This window comes from Salinispora pacifica DSM 45544, from assembly GCF_000378845.1.
GTDB classification, from domain to species: Bacteria; Actinomycetota; Actinomycetes; order Mycobacteriales; family Micromonosporaceae; genus Micromonospora; species Micromonospora pacifica.
In genome coordinates this window covers 4,999,262-5,016,220 of the sequence record NZ_KB905359.1, presented here as the reverse complement: position 1 = coordinate 5,016,220, position 16,959 = coordinate 4,999,262, and the positions used below count along the sequence as shown (strand labels likewise).

The 16,959-nt window shown below is 69.7% G+C and carries 16 protein-coding genes; 8 read left to right on the top strand and 8 right to left on the bottom strand.

Translation table 11 applies throughout. The features are described from left to right. Positions 1 to 192: 192 nt before the first annotated feature. From SALPAC3_RS0122980 to SALPAC3_RS0122965, 4 genes are read right to left on the bottom strand one after another with little or no spacing between them, the layout of a single operon-like run. Positions 193 to 417 carry a hypothetical protein gene (locus tag SALPAC3_RS0122980; RefSeq protein WP_018223521.1) on the bottom strand — a complete coding sequence of 75 codons (225 nt, stop codon included), beginning with the start codon at positions 415 to 417 and terminating at the stop codon, positions 193 to 195. After that, the gene (locus SALPAC3_RS28465; RefSeq protein WP_018223520.1) at positions 417 to 557 is read right to left on the bottom strand and encodes a hypothetical protein; all 141 of its coding nucleotides are present in this window, start codon (positions 555 to 557) and stop codon (positions 417 to 419) included. Before SALPAC3_RS28465 ends, SALPAC3_RS0122980 begins: the two co-directional genes overlap by 1 nt. After that, the gene (locus SALPAC3_RS0122970) at positions 554 to 751 is read right to left on the bottom strand and encodes a hypothetical protein (RefSeq protein WP_018223519.1); all 198 of its coding nucleotides are present in this window, start codon (positions 749 to 751) and stop codon (positions 554 to 556) included. The genes SALPAC3_RS28465 and SALPAC3_RS0122970 overlap by 4 nt, the downstream gene beginning before the upstream one ends. Further along, the gene (locus SALPAC3_RS0122965) at positions 751 to 975 is read right to left on the bottom strand and encodes a hypothetical protein (protein ID WP_026185837.1); all 225 of its coding nucleotides are present in this window, start codon (positions 973 to 975) and stop codon (positions 751 to 753) included. The genes SALPAC3_RS0122970 and SALPAC3_RS0122965 overlap by 1 nt, the downstream gene beginning before the upstream one ends. Before the next feature lie 216 nt (positions 976 to 1,191). On the opposite strand from SALPAC3_RS0122965, the gene SALPAC3_RS0122960 reads away from it, so the two are divergent. Further along, positions 1,192 to 2,067, top strand: a complete 876-nt coding sequence (locus SALPAC3_RS0122960; protein WP_080635222.1) for a helix-turn-helix domain-containing protein — start codon at positions 1,192 to 1,194, stop codon at positions 2,065 to 2,067. Next, entirely contained in the window at positions 2,051 to 2,239 is a 189-nt protein-coding gene (locus SALPAC3_RS27530; RefSeq protein WP_080635221.1) for a DUF397 domain-containing protein, read from the top strand. The genes SALPAC3_RS0122960 and SALPAC3_RS27530 overlap by 17 nt, the downstream gene beginning before the upstream one ends. 130 nt (positions 2,240 to 2,369) lie before the next feature. Here SALPAC3_RS27530 and SALPAC3_RS0122955 read toward each other — a convergent pair whose 3' ends face one another. After that, positions 2,370 to 3,407 (bottom strand): S1 family peptidase, encoded by a 1,038-nt coding sequence (locus SALPAC3_RS0122955; RefSeq protein ID WP_026185836.1) that lies wholly within the window; start codon positions 3,405 to 3,407, stop codon positions 2,370 to 2,372. A 336-nt stretch (positions 3,408 to 3,743) separates the two neighbouring features. Between SALPAC3_RS0122955 and SALPAC3_RS28895 the strand changes: the two genes are divergently transcribed. The 3 genes from SALPAC3_RS28895 (at position 3,744) to SALPAC3_RS0122945 (ending at position 5,010) form a co-directional block, all read left to right on the top strand. Further along, positions 3,744 to 3,875, top strand: a complete 132-nt coding sequence (locus tag SALPAC3_RS28895) for a hypothetical protein (RefSeq protein WP_018223515.1) — start codon at positions 3,744 to 3,746, stop codon at positions 3,873 to 3,875. A 66-nt stretch (positions 3,876 to 3,941) separates the two neighbouring features. Then, positions 3,942 to 4,133: a hypothetical protein gene (locus tag SALPAC3_RS0122950; protein ID WP_018223514.1), complete on the top strand. Its 192-nt coding sequence runs from the start codon at positions 3,942 to 3,944 to the stop codon at positions 4,131 to 4,133. Positions 4,134 to 4,290: 157 nt separating this feature from the next. Further along, positions 4,291 to 5,010: a DUF3159 domain-containing protein gene (locus SALPAC3_RS0122945; RefSeq protein WP_018223513.1), complete on the top strand. Its 720-nt coding sequence runs from the start codon at positions 4,291 to 4,293 to the stop codon at positions 5,008 to 5,010. Positions 5,011 to 5,704: 694 nt separating this feature from the next. Here the strand turns inward: SALPAC3_RS0122945 and SALPAC3_RS0122935 are convergent. Beyond that, complete coding sequence (locus tag SALPAC3_RS0122935; protein ID WP_018223511.1) at positions 5,705 to 8,596, bottom strand: glycoside hydrolase family 48 protein; 2,892 nt, start codon at positions 8,594 to 8,596, stop codon at positions 5,705 to 5,707. A 660-nt stretch (positions 8,597 to 9,256) separates the two neighbouring features. Here SALPAC3_RS0122935 and SALPAC3_RS0122930 point away from each other — a divergent pair. Continuing rightward, positions 9,257 to 10,630 carry a GH1 family beta-glucosidase gene (locus SALPAC3_RS0122930; protein WP_018223510.1) on the top strand — a complete coding sequence of 458 codons (1,374 nt, stop codon included), beginning with the start codon at positions 9,257 to 9,259 and terminating at the stop codon, positions 10,628 to 10,630. Between the two features lie 74 nt (positions 10,631 to 10,704). Here the strand turns inward: SALPAC3_RS0122930 and SALPAC3_RS0122925 are convergent, their stop codons facing one another. After that, positions 10,705 to 12,090, bottom strand: a complete 1,386-nt coding sequence (locus tag SALPAC3_RS0122925; protein ID WP_018223509.1) for an FGGY family carbohydrate kinase — start codon at positions 12,088 to 12,090, stop codon at positions 10,705 to 10,707. A gap of 273 nt (positions 12,091 to 12,363) precedes the next feature. Between SALPAC3_RS0122925 and SALPAC3_RS0122920 the strand changes: the two genes are divergently transcribed. Beyond that, positions 12,364 to 14,280, top strand: a complete 1,917-nt coding sequence (locus tag SALPAC3_RS0122920; protein WP_018223508.1) for a chorismate-binding protein — start codon at positions 12,364 to 12,366, stop codon at positions 14,278 to 14,280. A 198-nt stretch (positions 14,281 to 14,478) separates the two neighbouring features. Then, positions 14,479 to 15,390, top strand: coding sequence for a glucosyl-3-phosphoglycerate synthase (locus tag SALPAC3_RS0122915; RefSeq protein ID WP_018223507.1), 912 nt, complete (start codon positions 14,479 to 14,481; stop codon positions 15,388 to 15,390). A 98-nt stretch (positions 15,391 to 15,488) separates the two neighbouring features. Here SALPAC3_RS0122915 and SALPAC3_RS0122910 read toward each other — a convergent pair whose 3' ends face one another. Beyond that, positions 15,489 to 16,883, bottom strand: a complete 1,395-nt coding sequence (locus tag SALPAC3_RS0122910; RefSeq protein ID WP_018223506.1) for an MFS transporter — start codon at positions 16,881 to 16,883, stop codon at positions 15,489 to 15,491. Positions 16,884 to 16,959: the final 76 nt, after the last annotated feature.

Here is a 16,959-nt window from a genome sequence, read left to right as displayed (position 1 = left end):
AGCTACTGCTTCGCGCCGGGGTGACGCCAGTACCGCCGAGGAAGTCGGCCAGCGATGGCGGCAGGACCCGACCATGCAGTCTGATCTGGATAGCGCGCTGCACCGCTGGTCCCACCAGCCGGCCAGCCGACACGCCGATGGCTCGCGGACGTGAACGCCGAGCTCGCCGGGCTTGACCGGGCCGCGGCGCGGCTACGCCCAGTCCAGGAACCGGCGATACAGATCCGCGTTCCGGTGAACCTGCGACAGGTGTACATCAGCCTCCGCCATCAGCGCCGCGAGGTAGACGCGTAGCGCGACGCGGTCCGCGTGGTATTCGGCCAACAGGGCGAGGCGAGCTGAGCGGCAGGGCCACTCAGCCTGACAGGTGTCGCAGCCCCACAAGGGCCGCATCGGCAGGTGCCGCTTGTTCGCCATCAGGCGGCCCGGATCCGCGCCAGCGCGGCGAGCAGGACCACACGTAGCGCGTGCTCGTCGAGCCTCGGCGGATAGCCAACCTGGGCTACCCCGACCGCCCGGCCAACCGATAGCGGACGATCCGCCGGCTGGGCGGTCACCGCAGCGCCCCGATCGCGATGGCGGCGACGACGATCACCACGATGAGGACGGCCAACGTCTTCTGTCTGGTAGTCGGTGGCGGGGTGTGCCCGGTCGGGGTAACCCGCCGTACTCGATCGCCGTCGGGCACCGGCGGTGCTCCGTGCGGATCGTGGTTGGCCCGCACCTCGGCGGGGTTGTTGTCGTCGGCCATCACAGCCTCCGGAGCCCCGCCACCACGGCCGCGAGCACGTCGTCGCTCGGGCGCATACAGCCGACACCAGCGCAGCCGACAACACGGCCGAGAAGCAGCCGTTGCTCCGCATCGACTCCGGTCACGACCGCGAGCTGTTCGCCACTGGTCGGGTCGGGCGGCGCGGTTCGGCGGGTGCGCTGCGGCACTCGGTCGTGGGATAGGTGTTCCGTAGCAGTCCTCATGATGCTCCTGTGTGAAAGGTGTACTGCTGTCCTTGCTCCACCGCGGGCGGTGGCTTTCCCCACTGCCCTACGGCCCACGATCAGCGCGATTGATCTCGAATACAACGTCTTGGACTACGAACCTCTATGCAGGACGACGCTTTTAGGGAATGATGCGATCGCTATCTCACGAAATGCCGGCCAGCGCATCAGAATGAGACAGGGAGACACCCACCAATGACCGACGTCGGATCGACAGTGCCGAGGCGGCAACTTGGCAGGCTGCTTCGACAGGCACGGGAACAGGCTGCCATCGGGCTGGAAGCCGCTGCCAGTGATCTTGAATGGTCCCGCGCCAAGATGTATCGCATCGAGTCGGGACAGGCGCCCGTCCGTGTGTTGGACGTTGATCAGATGTGCCGGCTGTATGGCGCGTCGGCCGAGATGACGGAGGTCATGAAGAGCCTCGCCAAGGAGTCGAAGAGTAAGGGCTGGTACCACTCCTACGGCGAGGCGATCCCCCGCTGGTTCGAGCTGTATGTCGGGCTGGAGTCCGCGGCCAGCCGGATCCGGACCTACGAGCATGCCGTCGTGCCAGGGCTACTCCAGACGCCGACATACGCCGAGCAGGCCATCCGCACCGAGCCGGGCAACCCTCCGGAGGAGGTGGCGAAGCTCGTGGAATTACGCGCCGAGCGGCAACGCCTGCTGCACCGGAAGCGGCCCGCCGCCCCGACCCTGGACGTCATCCTGGAAGAGGCGCTCCTGCACAAGAACGTGCCCGGGATGCGTGAGCAGATCGATCGACTGCTCGACGCCGGCACGGCCCCGAACATCTCCGTGCGGGTGCTGCCCCTCGGCAGCGAGCTCAGCCAGATGGTGACATCGGGAAGCTTTGTCATCCTGGACTTCCCCACAATCGGGCTTCGGCCCTCCGAACCGACGACGGTCTACAATGAGGGGCTGTCCGGTGCCCTCTACCTCGATCGCATAGCGGAGGTGCGAACCTACGCTGACGCCTGGAATGGGCTGACCGCACTAGCGCTGGACGCCGACGAGTCCCGGAAAGCCCTACACACGATCAAGGAGAAGTACTATGACCAAGCTCAATGATGCGAGGTGGCGCAAGTCCGGCCGGAGCTCGGGTCATGGGAACTGCGTGGAGGTTGCCGACAACCTTCCGGGTGTCGTGGGTGTTCGGGACTCCAAAGACCCGACCGGGCCCGCCCTCACCTTCGGTCCGGCGGCATGGCGCAGGTTCGTCACCTTTACGAAACAGCGCTGACCCGCAGCCAGAGAGCGGGCCCGGCCTCCCCCTGGGGAGACCGGGCCCGCTACCGCACTATCTGAGCTGCTGATCGTCGGCTGTGGCGGGCCACCGGATGGCGGCCGGCGTCCCGCCACAGTCGGTTGGATCAGTAGACGTCGACGCCGTAGGCGTTCAGGGCTTCCACGACCGGCTGGAAGAAGGTCGTGCCACCGAAGAAGCAGTTGCCGCTGCCGCCGGAGGTGAGGCCGACCGCGGTGGAGCCACTGAACAACGAGCCGCCGCTGTCGCCCCGCTCCGCGCAGACGTTGGTGCGGATCAGGCCACGAACCGTGCCCTCGCGGTAGTTGACGGTGGCGTTGAGCCCGGTGACCGAACCGCTGTGCAGGCCGGTGGTCTGACCAGAACGCCGCACGGACTGGCCGACGAAGGCGTTACCGGCGGTGGTGATGTCCTGGTATCCGCCATTGTAGAGGTACACGTTGCCCGGCTCGTAGCCGCTGAGGCGCACGATGCCGTAGTCGTTGCCGGGGAAGCTGGACCCGACCGTGGGGCCGAGATAGGTGTTCTGCGCGCTGTCTTCGTACCAGTTCGAGATGACGTCGGTGCAGTGCCCGGCGGTGAGAGCGTAGTAGCTGCTGCCGCTGCGGACGTTGAAGCCGAGCGAGCACACACCGCCGCCGCCCCAGATCGCCTCGCCTCCGGAGATCTGGGTGCTGTACACACCCACCTCCTGCTCGACGCGCACCGCGCCGCCGATGCGGGCCGCAACGGCCTCGACCCGCGCCAACTTGGTGCCGGTCACCGTGCTGTCGACGGAGACGACGACCTGGTTGGTCTCTGGGTCCGTCCACCATGCGGTGCCGGGAATCGTGGTCAAGCTTTCCAGCTTTGCGGTGGCACGCCGCAGTTCGGCGGCATCCCGCTTGACGATCTTCGGGGTAGCGCCGGCTTTGGCGACCTGCCGGGCGGCAGCGTCGTCGGTCACCGCGACGGTGACTGCGCCATTGGCGTCGGCGAATACACCGGCGGCGCGATCGCCGAGCTGCTCGGCGAGGTCGACGGCGACCTCCGGTGAAGCATTGGGAGCCGCGTGCGCCGGGCTACCGACGAGCGCTCCGACCACCAGGGTTCCGGCCACGGCCACTGCCGCGGCACGACGCAACATGAACCTCGTGGGTCGCATGTAGTACCTCCGTTTGGGGGTTAGGGAGGAACGGCCCCACCGAGGTCGGCGGAGCCGGTGAACAACCTGACCAAGTGGCTAGGGGGTCAGGCTGAATGAAGTATTCAGATATTCACATTGCTTGGCAAGACTGTTGGTTTCCAATTTGGATGACTCGGCGCAGCATTTTGTTCCGTTATGACCCAACATGTGGCGAAAGATCACTGCGTCCTCGGGCGGCGAGACCGGCACCTGCTGGGCCGTGACCGTTACGGAGAAGTTAATTCGCCGCCGAACGGGGCAATATTTGACAAAAACCAAGCCATCACGTGATCATCTCTCCAATGTCCGAGGTCGATGCCTGGGCATGAAGAGAGGGCGGACCTGGCCGGCTGGGCCAGCTACAGCTACTGCGCCTCCCCCTCCCGGCTCTCCTGGCGACTGCGGCTGTACCTGGTGTGCACCCCGACCGGGATGCCGATCCTGTGAGCACCGGCCAACCCGAAGCTCGGCCAACGGGAAGTCCTCGCCGCGACGCTGCAGGCCAAGGCAGGCGTGGTCGCCGAACCTGACGGGATCCTGCTGACCTCGGACAAGGGCTTCGCCGCCACGCCGTTCGAGCAGCAACTGGCCGATCAGGGCATCGAGCTGTGTCCTACGTCACGCAAACAGGAGAAGGCCCGCCACAGCGAGGCGACACTCACGAAGGTCCGCCGGTTGACCGAGTCGGTCAACGACACCCTCTGACGCAACAACACCACCGGCGCCCCCGTCACCCGGGTCACTGACGCCTACGACCACCGAAGGACTTCGGACCAACTCGTCTAGGTTTGGAGGCCGGTCCGCTGATTCGCCACGTCCGCATGGGTTGTCCGTGCTGGTCGCGACGACGGGAGGAGAGAGAGTGGGCAGCACTTCGGAGCACCAGACGCCGACACCGGAGCCGGAGTCCCTCACCGACCTACTCGGTGGGCGACGTGGCGCGATCGACGCCACCGTGCCGCCGGTGGCGTTCGCGGCCGGCTGGCTCCTCGGCGGCGAGTCGCTGCAGATCGGGGTCGGCACCGCGCTGGTGACCGGCGCGGCCGTGGCGGGCTGGCGCTGGCGCCGTGGACATCGGCCCCGGTCAGTGCTGGTGGGCCTGCTCGCCGTCTGCGTCGGCGCGCTGATCGCGCTTCGGACCGGACGGGCCGAAGACTTCTTCCTGGTACAGCTCCTGGCGAACGCGGCGAGCGCACTCGCCTGGATGGTCAGCATCGTGATCCGCTGGCCACTACTGGGAGTGGTCGTCGGCGGCGTGCTGCGCCAGCGGACCCGCTGGCGCCGAGACCCGGCGCTCCTGCGGGCCTACGGGCGCGGCAGTTGGGTCTGGACCGCCAGCTTCCTGCTACGGGTTTCGGTCTTCCTGCCGTTGTGGCTCGGCGGCCAGGTGGTCGCGCTGAGCGTGGCCCGAGTAGCGCTGAGCTGGCCGCTGGTCGCCGCCGTGCTCGGGGTGAGTTGGGTGGTGGTGCGCCGTTCACTGCCGGCCGGCCATCCGGGGCTACGGCATCCGGTACTCCCGGGCGAAGCATCGACGCAGGCCGAACAGGTGTCGCGGCGCGAGTCGACGGGCAGCCCGGGCTAGTGCCGTCCTCACGGCACGGATGGAGTCTGGCTCAGCTGCGCGGGTGACGGGTTGGCCCCAGCGTTGTTGGCGTTGCGCCAGCGCAGGTAGGACTGCAACCGCCGGGTCAGGACGGGATGCGGCAGCTCACGTACTCAATCCGGGCGGGCTTGGCGTCCCGGTCCGGGTCGTTGGACTCCTTCCACGTCTCCGTCCGTCGGAAGGTGATCTCGACCGATACGGATCCGGCGGGCGGCATCAAAGCTCAGAAGTTCGGCGAGCACGACGATGGCCCGTCGTAGTCGGATCGAGGAACCAGTTCCCCCGCGGGTCTGAGTAGCTGCTGACCTTCCTGGTCACTCACCCGCCGCACGCGTACAGGTTTTGCCACCGCTACAGCCTGACCGCCCCGACGCCGCCGCGCCGACCGACCCACAGCGGGTCATTCCACACTGTGAACATTCGTGGTCACGGCACCAGACAGTAAGGGAGAGGCCGCCACGGGGGGAGCGGCCTCTCCGTGACTTACATTACCTCGTCGGGATCAGCTCCGCGCTCCCGGGGCACACGTTTTTTGGCCAGTTTGCATATCGCGCACACTCCGGCTAATCGGGCGTCCCGGAACCAGGCTGAATCGGGGCCCCAGATCGCCCCGCCTCCTCTCGTATCGACCCAGCGACCCGGGGGTAATGTCCGTTACATCACTTATCTGTGGTTAGTCGTTCGGAAAGAGCCGCCCAAAGTCGGCGTACGCCATCGCGACATCGGCCTGGGCCCAGAACCGGTGGTAGCGGAACGTCGGCTCCGCGCCGCCGTCCAGATATGCCTGGACCTTCGGCCAGTCCGGATCGTTGAGGTAGAACGAGCGGATCTCGACGAAGCTCCTACCCGCCTCGATCACGTCGCCGTTGGGCATCGTGCCCGTCCAGCCCGGCGGCAGATAGAGGCCCTGCCCGGTGCTGGTGTCGTAGACATCGTCGAAGCGCTCGTAGTCGCCCCGCGTCTCCACCGTCGACACCCCCAGGGCGTCACTCGCCGCGTGTAGCGCGTCCAACAACCCCTTGGCCGTGTTCTTCGCGGCCGCGTCCCCCGACCTCACCGCGTACGCGGTCAGGGTCCGGGCGTAGGCGGCGGCGGCACCGACGTCCTGGCCGGTCTCGGTCACCTCGACGTGCAGGTCGGTGTTTGGCTCCGGGTTGGTCGGGTCCCACGTGTTCGGCTGGCCCGTCCAGGTGAGCTCGGCCGGGATCGACCAGTCGGCGCCCAGCGTGGTGTTGGCGATCGCCCACGGCACCCACCGGTCCAGCAACGCCTCGGCCCGGGCGTCACCGGTCTCGAGGTACAACTCGGCGATCCGGTGCATCGACCAGACCTGCATGCCGAACCACTGGTTCGACGGCGGGTCGTGATACACCGGCTTCTCGTCGTAGAACATGCCGTAGAAGGTCGGCGTGCCCGCGGGCGGCTGACCGTACCGGCCGCCCCAACTGTTGGTCGCACCACCGGCGATCGCGCCCTCGGCGGACTGGAGCCAGGTATACAGCTCCAGTTGCCGCTCCAAACTCTGGGCCCAGTCGGTGGTCGCGCTCGGCGACCTCGGCTCCAGCTCCGGCACGGTGGTCAGGGCCCAGGCGGCGAAGGGGTTCTGGTAGCCGAAGTGGTTGTGGCTGGAGCCGATCCGCCACGACCAGTTCTGACCCTGCTCGTACGCACCGCCCCAGGCGTAGTACCAGGACAGGAGGTAGTGCGCGGACTCCCGGCCACTGCCGGCGGGGCAGGTGGACGCCCCGACACAGTTGCCGATCTGCTTGAAATACTTGTCGAACATCGCGTACCGCAGGTAGTCGCCCAGCTTGGCGGCCTTGGCCACGGTGTCCGCCACCTCCGTGGCCCGACCCTGCTGCGTGGCCCAGGTCAGCGCCCAGTAGGCGGCCTGCACCGCCCGGGCGTCGGCGTCCGGCGCGTTCGTGTACTTCCACTGCTTCGCCGGTGCGTTCTGCTCCTGGACGGCGATGTCCAGGAAGCCGTACTGCCCGCCGTGGGTGAACGTCTCGCAGGACGGCTGCGGGACGGTCTCCCAGACCGACTCCTGCTGTCCACGCTGGAAGGTGTTGAGGTACGCCGGCCGGGTGGTGCCGTCGCCGCACCGACCGAAGCCGTAGGTGTTGTCCACGTCAAGCAACCAGTGCATGCCGTAGATGTCACCGGTGCCGTAGGTGGACTGGAGTTCGGCCCGCAACGGGTCCTGGCCGACCGGGACACCCGGTTGCAACTGCGCCGGGTACTGGCTGGGCAGGTCGTACTCGGCGGCGTACTGCGCGGTGCCGGGAGCGCCCGCGGTCGGCTGGTCGGCGGAGGAGGGGATGATGTGGTTCTCCAGCACCGTCCAGGCGTTGTTGAACGGCACCCAGTCCTCGGTCACCCGGCCGTACTGCGCCTCCAACCAGAGCCAGAAGCTGAACGCCTCACTCGTGGTCTCGTGGCCGTGGTCCGGCGCCTCGACGATCAGGGTCTCGATGGAGTGGTACGGCACCCCCTCGGGGCTGAAGTACCCAGAATTCTTGATCTTGCCGTACTGGGTGAGGAACCGTGCGATGTACTCGTTGTCGCCGCCGGGAACGTCGTTGTCAATCTCCGTCGCGGTAATCGTCAAGGCGGCGAGGCCGGCGGCGGAGGCGGTGATCGTCGCACTCCCCCCGGCGGTGTCGGCGTCCTCGGCCGCCGACACGGTCACGTCGACACCGGTGTTCCAGTTTCCGGCGGTCAGCGTCAGCGAGGTGGGGGCGACGGTGAGGTCGGCGTCACCGGTACGGCCGAGGCTCACCGGGACGTTCGCGGCCGGCGCCGCACTCAACGTCAGGGTCACGTTGGCGCTGCCGCCTTCCGGTACGCCCACCGTCGCTGGGGTGGCGACCAGTTGCGGGCCGGCGGCGGGCGCGACAGTGAAGGAGTGCTCCGCGATCGCGCTGAGCCCGGTGTCGTCGTACGCCCTGGCCTGCACGGTGTAGGAGCCGGATGGCAGCCCCGGCAGGGTGTACGCGTACGGCGCGGTGGTGTCGGTGTTGACCAGCAGACCGTTGCGGTAGAACTCGACCTTGCTGATGCTCCCGTCCGGGTCGCTGGCGGTGGCCGTCAGCGGCACGTCGGCCGGCGCCTCGAAGGGCCCAGCCGGCACGTTCAGCGAGACCGTCGGCGGCTGCTGTGCAGCAGCGCAGGGAACACCGTTGACGGAGAACGAGGTCGGGTCGGCGTTGGTACCGCTGTACGCGGCGTTGAAGCCGATCTGCGCGGTGCCGCCGGCGCCGAGACTGCCGTTCCACGACTCGTTGGTGGCGGTGACGTCGCTGCCGCTCTGGCTCCACCGCGCCGACCAGCCGTGGGTGATGGTCTGGTTGCCGGCGAAGGAGAACCGCAGGGTCCATTCCGTGATCGGGTCGCCGAGATTGGTGAGGGTGATGTTCGCGGTGAAGCCGCTGCCCCAGTCGTTGGTCGTGTAGCCGACGTCACAGGCGGGCGCGGCCGACGCGGCTGACGCGGGTAGGGCCGCCCCGCCGGTTACCGCCAGCACCGCCGCGGTGGCTGTCGCCCAGCCGCGGCGTCGGTTCATGGGTCTCATGCGCGGTGTCTCCTCGGGCCAGGCCGGAGCCGAGACTCCGGCGGGGCGCCTGGCCGTTCTTCCTGCGGTGGGCGAGGCACCCGGGGTGAAGGACTCCCGGCCAAGGCCGGGGCCGGTGATGTGGCGTGGACGGGCGCCCGTCCACCTCGGGTGCCGCACCGGACGTCCCGGCTGCCCTCGGCCCCGCGCTCCCGCGACGGCGGCTCATCCATCAGCTTGCCATGCCTGGAAACGCTCCCACAAGGAGTAACGAATCAATTCAGTCGGATGTGTCAATTTTGTTAAGCCGCTTTCACGAAGCAGTTACGAGACGTTACAGTCACACCAGAAAATTGGGAGCGCTTCCACCTCGCCTCCCACTTCCACAGTGGAAGGAGGTGACCCACAAGCCACTCGCGTGACCCGGCTCCCAGGTGACACGCGCGGGCCAGACGCCACCGTCCGACCCGGCGGGTCCAGCACCGATGGGGGCGGGGGCTGCCCTCCCCCGCCCCCATCTCGCACCCCGGCGACAGCACGACCGGGGCACACCACCCCCCACCCTGTCTAGAATCCCCTCACCTCCGGGCTCCCGCCGGGAGAACCGAAGGCGTACTCTGTCCTTGGGAGCGCTCCCGGTCCGGTTCAGAACTAACAGAGGAGACTCCCCCGATGTCGACCCTCCCCCACCCCGCGCAGCCCGACAGCTCGGCGCACCAGCCAGCAGGCACCCTGCGCTTCCCACCGAACTTCGGCTGGGGAGCCGCCACCTCCGCCTACCAGATCGAGGGCGGGGCCAAGGAGGACGGCCGGGGCGAGTCGATCTGGGACACCTTCAGCCACACCCCCGGACGGACCCGTAACGGCGACACCGGTGACATCGCCGCCGACCACTACCACCGGTACGACGCGGACCTCGACCTCATGGCCGAGCTGGGCCTGCGCAGCTACCGGTTCTCCATCGCCTGGCCCCGCGTCCAGGCCGACGGCACCGGTACGCCCAACCAGCGCGGGCTGGACTTCTACCGGCGGCTGCTCGACGGACTACATGACCGCGACATCCAACCGGTGGCGACGTTGTTCCACTGGGACCTCCCCCAAGCCCTCCAGGACCGGGGCGGCTGGGAATCCCGGGAAGTCGCCTACCGCTTCGCCGACTACGCCGAACACGTCTTCCGGGCCCTCGGGGACCGGGTACCGACCTGGCTCACCATCAACGAACCGAAGACCGTGGTGCAGAACGGCTACCTCTCCGGCCATCACGCCCCCGGTCACCAGGACCAGCAGGCCGCATATCTGGTCGCGCACCACCTGCAACTCGCGCATGGACTCGCCGTCCGGGCGTACCGGGCCGGAAGTGGGACCGGGCGCATCGGGCCGGCGTTCAACCTGCACCCGTGCTACCCGGCCGGCTCCTCCCCCGACGCGACCGAGGCCGCCTGGCGCCACGACGGCTACGAGAACCGGCTCTACCTCGACTCGACGCTCACCGGCCGCTACCCCCAGGACGTGCTCGACGATCTCGGCCCGGGCCACCGGATGATCGGCGGCATCCACGACGGCGACCTCGGCATCATCTCCGCTCCCGTGGACCTACTGGCCGTGCAGTACTACACCCCGTACTACGTCACCGCTGCGGGCACCACCGTGCGACGCTGGCCCACCTCCGAGGCCTCCTGGCAGCAGATCTACCCCGAAGGCATGTACGACATCCTCAGCCGGATCACCCGGGACTACGGCCCGATCCCGCTGACCGTCACCGAGAACGGCCTGCCCACCCCGGACACCCTCGGCGCAGACGGGACGGTTGACGACGGCCGCCGGATCCAGTTCCTCCGCGACCACCTGGCCGCCGCACACCGTGCCCTCGCCGCCGGCGTACCGCTGGAGAGCTTCCACGTCTGGTCCCTGCTGGACAACTTTGAGTGGGCCGAAGGCTACGACCAGCGCTGGGGGCTGGTCTACGTGGACTACCCAACCCAACGCCGAGTACCCAAGCGCAGCGCACACTGGTACCGCGAGGTGATCGCGGCGGGCGGGTTCTGAGCGCGAGGCGTACCCGCGCCGTACTCGGGAGCGGGGCGACAGCGTCGGGGGCGCGGAGTGCGGCGGCGCGCAGGTCAGGAGGGAGCGGTCAGCTCGCCGCTCCGGTCCAGGTCGGCCACCCCGGCCGCGTCGCCGATCCGCCCGAGTGCCACCAGCGCCGCGCCCGTCGCGCCGATCTCCGGGTTCCGCTGGTACCAGACCGACCGGGGAGCGAGGGCCACGGCGAAGGCCCGACGCCACCACTCGGACGCCACCATCGCCCCACCGCCCAGGACCACCTCGACCGGCCGCGAGCCCAGCTCCGACTCCAGGGCCGCCAGGTCCACCGCGACCAGCTCACTCAGACCCCGCATCAGGCCTGCCAAGATCTCCACGGCAGTGGTGTTGAAGCCAAGCCCGGCCAACACCCCGGAACCCGCCGGAGCCAGTCCCGGTGGCCGGTCGCCCCCGAAACAGATGTTCACCAGGGGCCCACCACCGACGACGGGCACCCGGGCCAGTGCCGCGCTCAGCTCGGCCCGGTCGGGGAGCCGCAACTCCCGGTTGGCCCAGGCGAAGAGGTTGCCGCCAGCGGAGTACGCATTCCCGGTGACGATGTGCCGCTGGTCAACCCGGTACCGCCAGCGGCTCGGCGCCAGCCGGGGCAGTGGCTCCCCCGGCGCGACTGCCCGCACCACCCGGACCGCCGCCGAGGTGCCCACCGTCACCGCCGCCCGTCCCGGGTCAACGCAGCCCGAGCCGATGTTCGACGCGGCCCCGTCACCGATCGGGGCCGTCCACCGCGCCCTGGCCAACGACGGCCAGCGGCGCGCGTACTCCGCGCGCAGCCGACCATGCCAGTCCGCCGGCGCCAACTCCGGCAACTCTCCCGGGCCGGTGTCGGCCAGCGCACACGCCTCCGGGTCCCAGCCCATCGTGCCGAGGTCGAGCAGGCCGGTGCCGGAGGCCTGCGACACCGACATCGGGACCGGGTCCAGCAGCACGCCGAGGACGTACTCGGCCAGCCCGGCGAAGCGGGTGGCGGAACCACCGACTCTCACCCGTAGCCAGGGCAGCCGGACCGACCAGTAACAGCGGTGCCACCAGGTGCCGGTGCGCTGGTGGAAAGCCTCCGGGTCGCGCGGGCCGGATTGCCCGGGCAGCGGCACCGCTCGGGTATCCAGCCAGGTGAGCACCGGGCCGATCGGGGCACCGTCGGCGGCGAGCGCGACCACCGAGTGCCACTGCGCGGAGGTCGCCACCAGTTCGACGCCGTCCAGGTGCCCGCCGGCGGCCAACTCGTCCAGGCACTGCCCCAGGCAGGCGAGGTAGCTCTGCGCATCCAGCGTGCCGGCGCCGTCCGCACCGATGACAGGGCTCACCGGCCGCCGGGCCAACGCCCCGGGCAGCAGCCGGACTGCCTCGTCGAGCACCAGACCACGTACCGAGGAGGTGCCCAGTTCCAACGCGAGTGTGGTCATCGTCGGTCACGCTATCCGGCCCGGCGGGGTGAAGCTCTCGCTTCCGCCCTGTGGTCCTCGTCGTCACGCTGCCGGCGAGGTGAGGCTCTCGCTTCCGTACTCGGCGACGACCGCGTAAGCTGGTGCGCATGCTCGCGCACCCGCACCGCTGGTGGCCCGCCAACCCGGCGGCCACTCTCCGCGCGTAGCTTCACGCGGCCGCCCGTCGAGGCGGCCGTCGGTCTCGGACCGGCACCGGACGCCCGTCGGGTGGCACCGGACCGAGGAGACCCGATGACCCACCTTCCCCCGCTACTCGCCGCCGTCGCGGCCGGCACCGACCCCGGGCCGTTCGCGCTCGTCCGCCGGGAGGGCGCCGACCACCTCGACCTCTACACCGGGTCGGTACGGGTGGTGGAACGACTCGCCGACATCCCGCTGCCGACCGGGGCAGCGGGGCCAGCCACCCTCGCGCTGGTGCCCTACCGGCAGGTGATCGAACGGGGCTTCGACTGCGTTGACGACGGCGCCCCGCTGGAGTGCCTGGTGATCGACCGACACGAGGAGATCGACCTCCCGACGGCGCTGGCGGCGCTGCCGGACGACGCGGTGGTCACCCAGAACGCGGGCTTCGACAGCTCCGACGAGGAGTACGCGGCCACCGTTGACCGGGTCCTGGCCGACGAGATCGGTCAGGGAGCAGGCGCCAACTTCGTCATCCACCGCACCCTGCACGCCACCGTGCAGGGTGCGCCGCTGCGGGCGGCGCTGGCGGCGCTGCGCTCGCTGTTGCTACGCGAACGCGGTGCCTACTGGACGTTCATCGTGCACACCGGCGCTCGGACGTTGGTGGGGGCGAGCCCGGAGCGGCACGTCAGCGTGGACGACGGGCTGGTCCTGATGAATCCGATCAGCGGCACCTTCCGCCACACCGGCGCTGCTGCCGACCGGGCTGACCTACTGCGCTTCCTCGCCGACCCGAAGGAGACCGAGGAGCTGTACATGGTCCTCGACGAGGAGCTGAAGATGATGGCCTCGGTGGCCGAGCGGGGCGGCCAGGTGGTCGGCCCGTACCTGAAGGAGATGTCCCACCTCGCCCACACCGAGTACCTGCTGGCGGGGCGGGGGTCGAAGGACGTCCGCGACGTGCTGCGGGAGACGATGTTCGCCCCCACGGTGACCGGCAGCCCGATGGAGAACGCGTGCCGGGTCATCGCGCGACACGAGCGCACCGGGCGCGGCTACTACGCGGGGGTGCTGGCGCTGCTCGGTCGGGACGAGAGCGGCCGGCAGACCCTCGACGCCCCAATCCTGATCCGTACCGCCGAGCTCTCCCCCACCGGTGAGCTGCGGGTGTCGGTCGGGGCGACCCTCGTCCGGCACTCGGTCGCCGCCGGGGAGGTCGCGGAGACCCACGCCAAGGCCGCCGGGGTGCTCGCCGCGCTGGGCCTCGGCCCGCAGGCACCCGCAGCAGCCGCGGGGGCGGTGCCCCGGCTCGCCGACGACCCGGAGGTACGCGCGGCGTTGGCCGCCCGCAACGCGCCGCTGGCCCGGTTCTGGCTGGACCAACGGCCGGCGGACACCCCCGGCCGTCCCGGGCTCACCGGCCGCCGGGCATTGATCGTGGACGGGGAAGACACCTTCACCGGCATGCTCGCCCATCAGCTACGGGCGCTCGGCCTCAGCGTCACCGTGCGGCCCTGGGACGCGCCCGGCCCGCGGGACGGATACGACCTGGTGGTGGTCGGCCCGGGGCCCGGCGACCCAGCAGCGCTGACCCAGCCGAAGATGGTGGCGCTGCGCCGGCTGCTCACCGAGCTCCTCGCCACCGGCCAGCCAACCCTCGCGGTCTGCCTCGGCCACCAGCTGCTCTGCGGGCTGCTCGGGCTGCCCCTGCACCGCCGGGACGCCCCGTACCAGGGGCTGCAGCGGGAGGTGGAGATCTTCGGCGTCCAGCGGCGGGTCGGCTTCTACTCGACGTTCACCGCCCGAGCGGACACGGATCGCCTGCCCACCCCGTACGGCCCGGTGGAGGTGGCCCGGGACGACACGAGCGGTGCGGTCAACGCGCTGCGCGGCGCCAGCGTGGCCGGAGTGCAGTTCCACCCCGAGTCGGTGCTCAGCCCGGACGGCGTGGATGTGCTCGCCGACCTCTTGGACGACCTGCTGCCCGCGGCGAGCCGCCGGTGCCCACGACCCGTGGCACCGTGACACCGGTAACCCGGCGGAGAGCCTCACCCCGGCGCCACGCGGGTTAACCGACGTACGAAGGGGAAGTCCACCCGCGCGTTCTGCCACGACTCGGGGGGGGTGCCAGTGCGGGATCCAGAACCGACCGTCTCACCGATTGTCGATGCATGGACCACGTCTCGGACGTCATCGGCGCAGGATTGGCACATCGAGCGGCTGATGGAGGCGAAGGGGGAGAACCGGGTCAGCGTGGTGCTACCCGCCTACAACGAGGAGGCGACGACCGGGCCGATCGTCTCGACGATCCGCGAACACCTGATGGAGCAGGTCCCCCTCGTGGATGAGCTGGTCGTGGTCGACTCCCGGTCCACCGACCGAACCGCGGAGGTGGCCCGGGCCGCCGGCGCGGAGGTGGTCAGCCAGGACGAGATCACCCAGGGCCTGCCCCGGCTGGCCGGCAAGGGCGACGCGCTCTGGGCCGGTTTGGCCGCCACCGACGGTAACCTCGTCGCCTTCGTCGACGCTGACCTGCGCGAATTCCGGCCGCACTTCGTACGTGGTCTGCTCGGCCCGTTGCTGACCGACTCGTCGATCGATTTCGTGAAGGGCTTCTACCACCGACCGCTGGAAGACCAGCCCGGCCCCGAGGAGGACAACGAGGGTGGGCGGGTGACGGAGCTGATGGTCCGGCCGCTGCTGAACCTGTTCTGGCCGGAGCTGGCCGGCTTCGTGCAGCCTCTGGCCGGCGAGTACGCAGGTCGACGTCGGGTGCTGGAACAGCTGCCGTTCGTCACCGGCTACGGGGTGGAGACGGCCATGCTGGTTGACCTGCTGGAACTGGTCGGCCTCGACGCGCTGTCCCAGGTTGACCTTGGCCTCCGGAAGCACCGCCACCACGACACCGAGGCGTTGGGGCGGATGTCCGCACAGATCATGCACACCGTCTGGGCACGGTTGCAGCAGCAGGGCTGGGCCGTCCCGGGAACCAACCCAGCCACCCTGCTGGCCCAGTTCCGCCGTGGCGACTCGGAGGAGTTGCCCAACCTGGACCGGGAGATCGTCGTCAACGATGTTTCGGTGCAGGAACGGGCGCCCCTGCGGGAGCTGCGCCACCTGGTGCCGCGCCGGTAGCGGCGACACCGGGTGCCGCAACCGGTAGCGGCGGTGTCAACACCGCGGCCGTGGAGTCACCCTTGGCCGCCCGGGCAGCGGCGTAGCTCGGTCGGGGGTCAGGGGATCCGGACCAGCAGCAGCGCGGCCACGGCGCTACCGGCCGCGATGCCCAGGAGAACCCGCATGATGCCGGTGGCGAGGTTGCCCTGCTCGATCAGCGTGCCGGCCGTCGCGATCGCGATGCCCGAGCCGGCGGAGAGAATCGAGAGCGTGGTCCCGGATGCCTCGCCGGCTCGCTCGGCCGGGACCATGGCCTGCGTGCCCAGGTTGGTCAGGGTGAGCCCGGTCCGGTAGCCGAACCCGGCGACGGCCAGACCGATCAGGTACGGCACGATCTCACCGCCAATGGCCACCACGACCAGGCCGACCGCGCCGACCAGGGTGGCCGCGGCGATCAGTCGACGCACCGCGACCCGTTGGCTGAGCCGACCCGCGAACGGACCGGCGATGCCACCGCTGATCGAGGCGGCGAGGACCGCCAGGCCCGCGACGAACGGCGAGTAGCCCCGGACCTGTTGTAGGTGGATTGTGGTGGCGAAGATCGTGACCACGAAGGCGATGTTGGCGACCAGCCCCATCAGGGTCACCGCCACGAACCTGGCGTCGTGGAAGAGATCCAGCCGGACCAGTGGACTTTCGGCGGCCCGTTCCCGGAGCACGAACGCGGCCAGCAGCACCAGCCCACCGACAGCGAGGGCGGTGGCCACCACCGGTCGCCAGGCGTTCATCCGGTCCGCGGCCACGGTGATCGCGAGGATCCCGAGCACCACCACGACCAGACCAGCCAGGTCAATCGCCCGCGACACCGTGGGGTCCCGCGACTCCGGCAGCCAGGCGACGATGGCGACGATGGCGACAACGCAGAGCGGCACGTTCACCAGGAGCACGCTGCGCCAGCTGAGCCACTCGGTGACCCCGCCGCCGAGCACCGGCCCCAGCGCCAGCGCCACCGCCCCGATGCCGTAGGCGTTGCCGATCGCCCGCTTCGCCCGCTTCCCCGGGTAGGCCTCGGTGATCACCGCGAAGGCGAGGGGGAACACGATGCCCGAACCCATCCCCTGCACGGCCCGAAAGGCGATCACGATCGGCGGGTCGGAGCCCAGACCGGCACCGAGCGAAGCCGCCCCGAAGATGAGCAGGCCGACCAGCAGCATGCGGCGGCGACCGAGGATGTCGCCGAGCTTGCCGCCGGGGATGAGAAACGCCGCCTGGGCCAGGATGTAGCCGCTGACCACCCAGTGCAGATCGGTGGTGGTGGTACCCAACTCCGCCGCCATCGCCGGCAACGCCAGATTCAACGCATAGAAATCCAGCTGCACGAGGAAGATGCACGCAGCGGCCGCGATCAGGGTCAGCTCGCGCCGGGGCCGGTCCGCCTCTCCCGCCGATGCGTCACCTTGGCCGTGGGGCCGGGGCAGACGCGGACGGAACGACACACCGAACCGTACCATTCATACGAAAATGTCTTCCTTGTTTCGAGAGACTCCGCACGGTGCCCGCGGCCAGCACGACCCGGAAAACGAAACA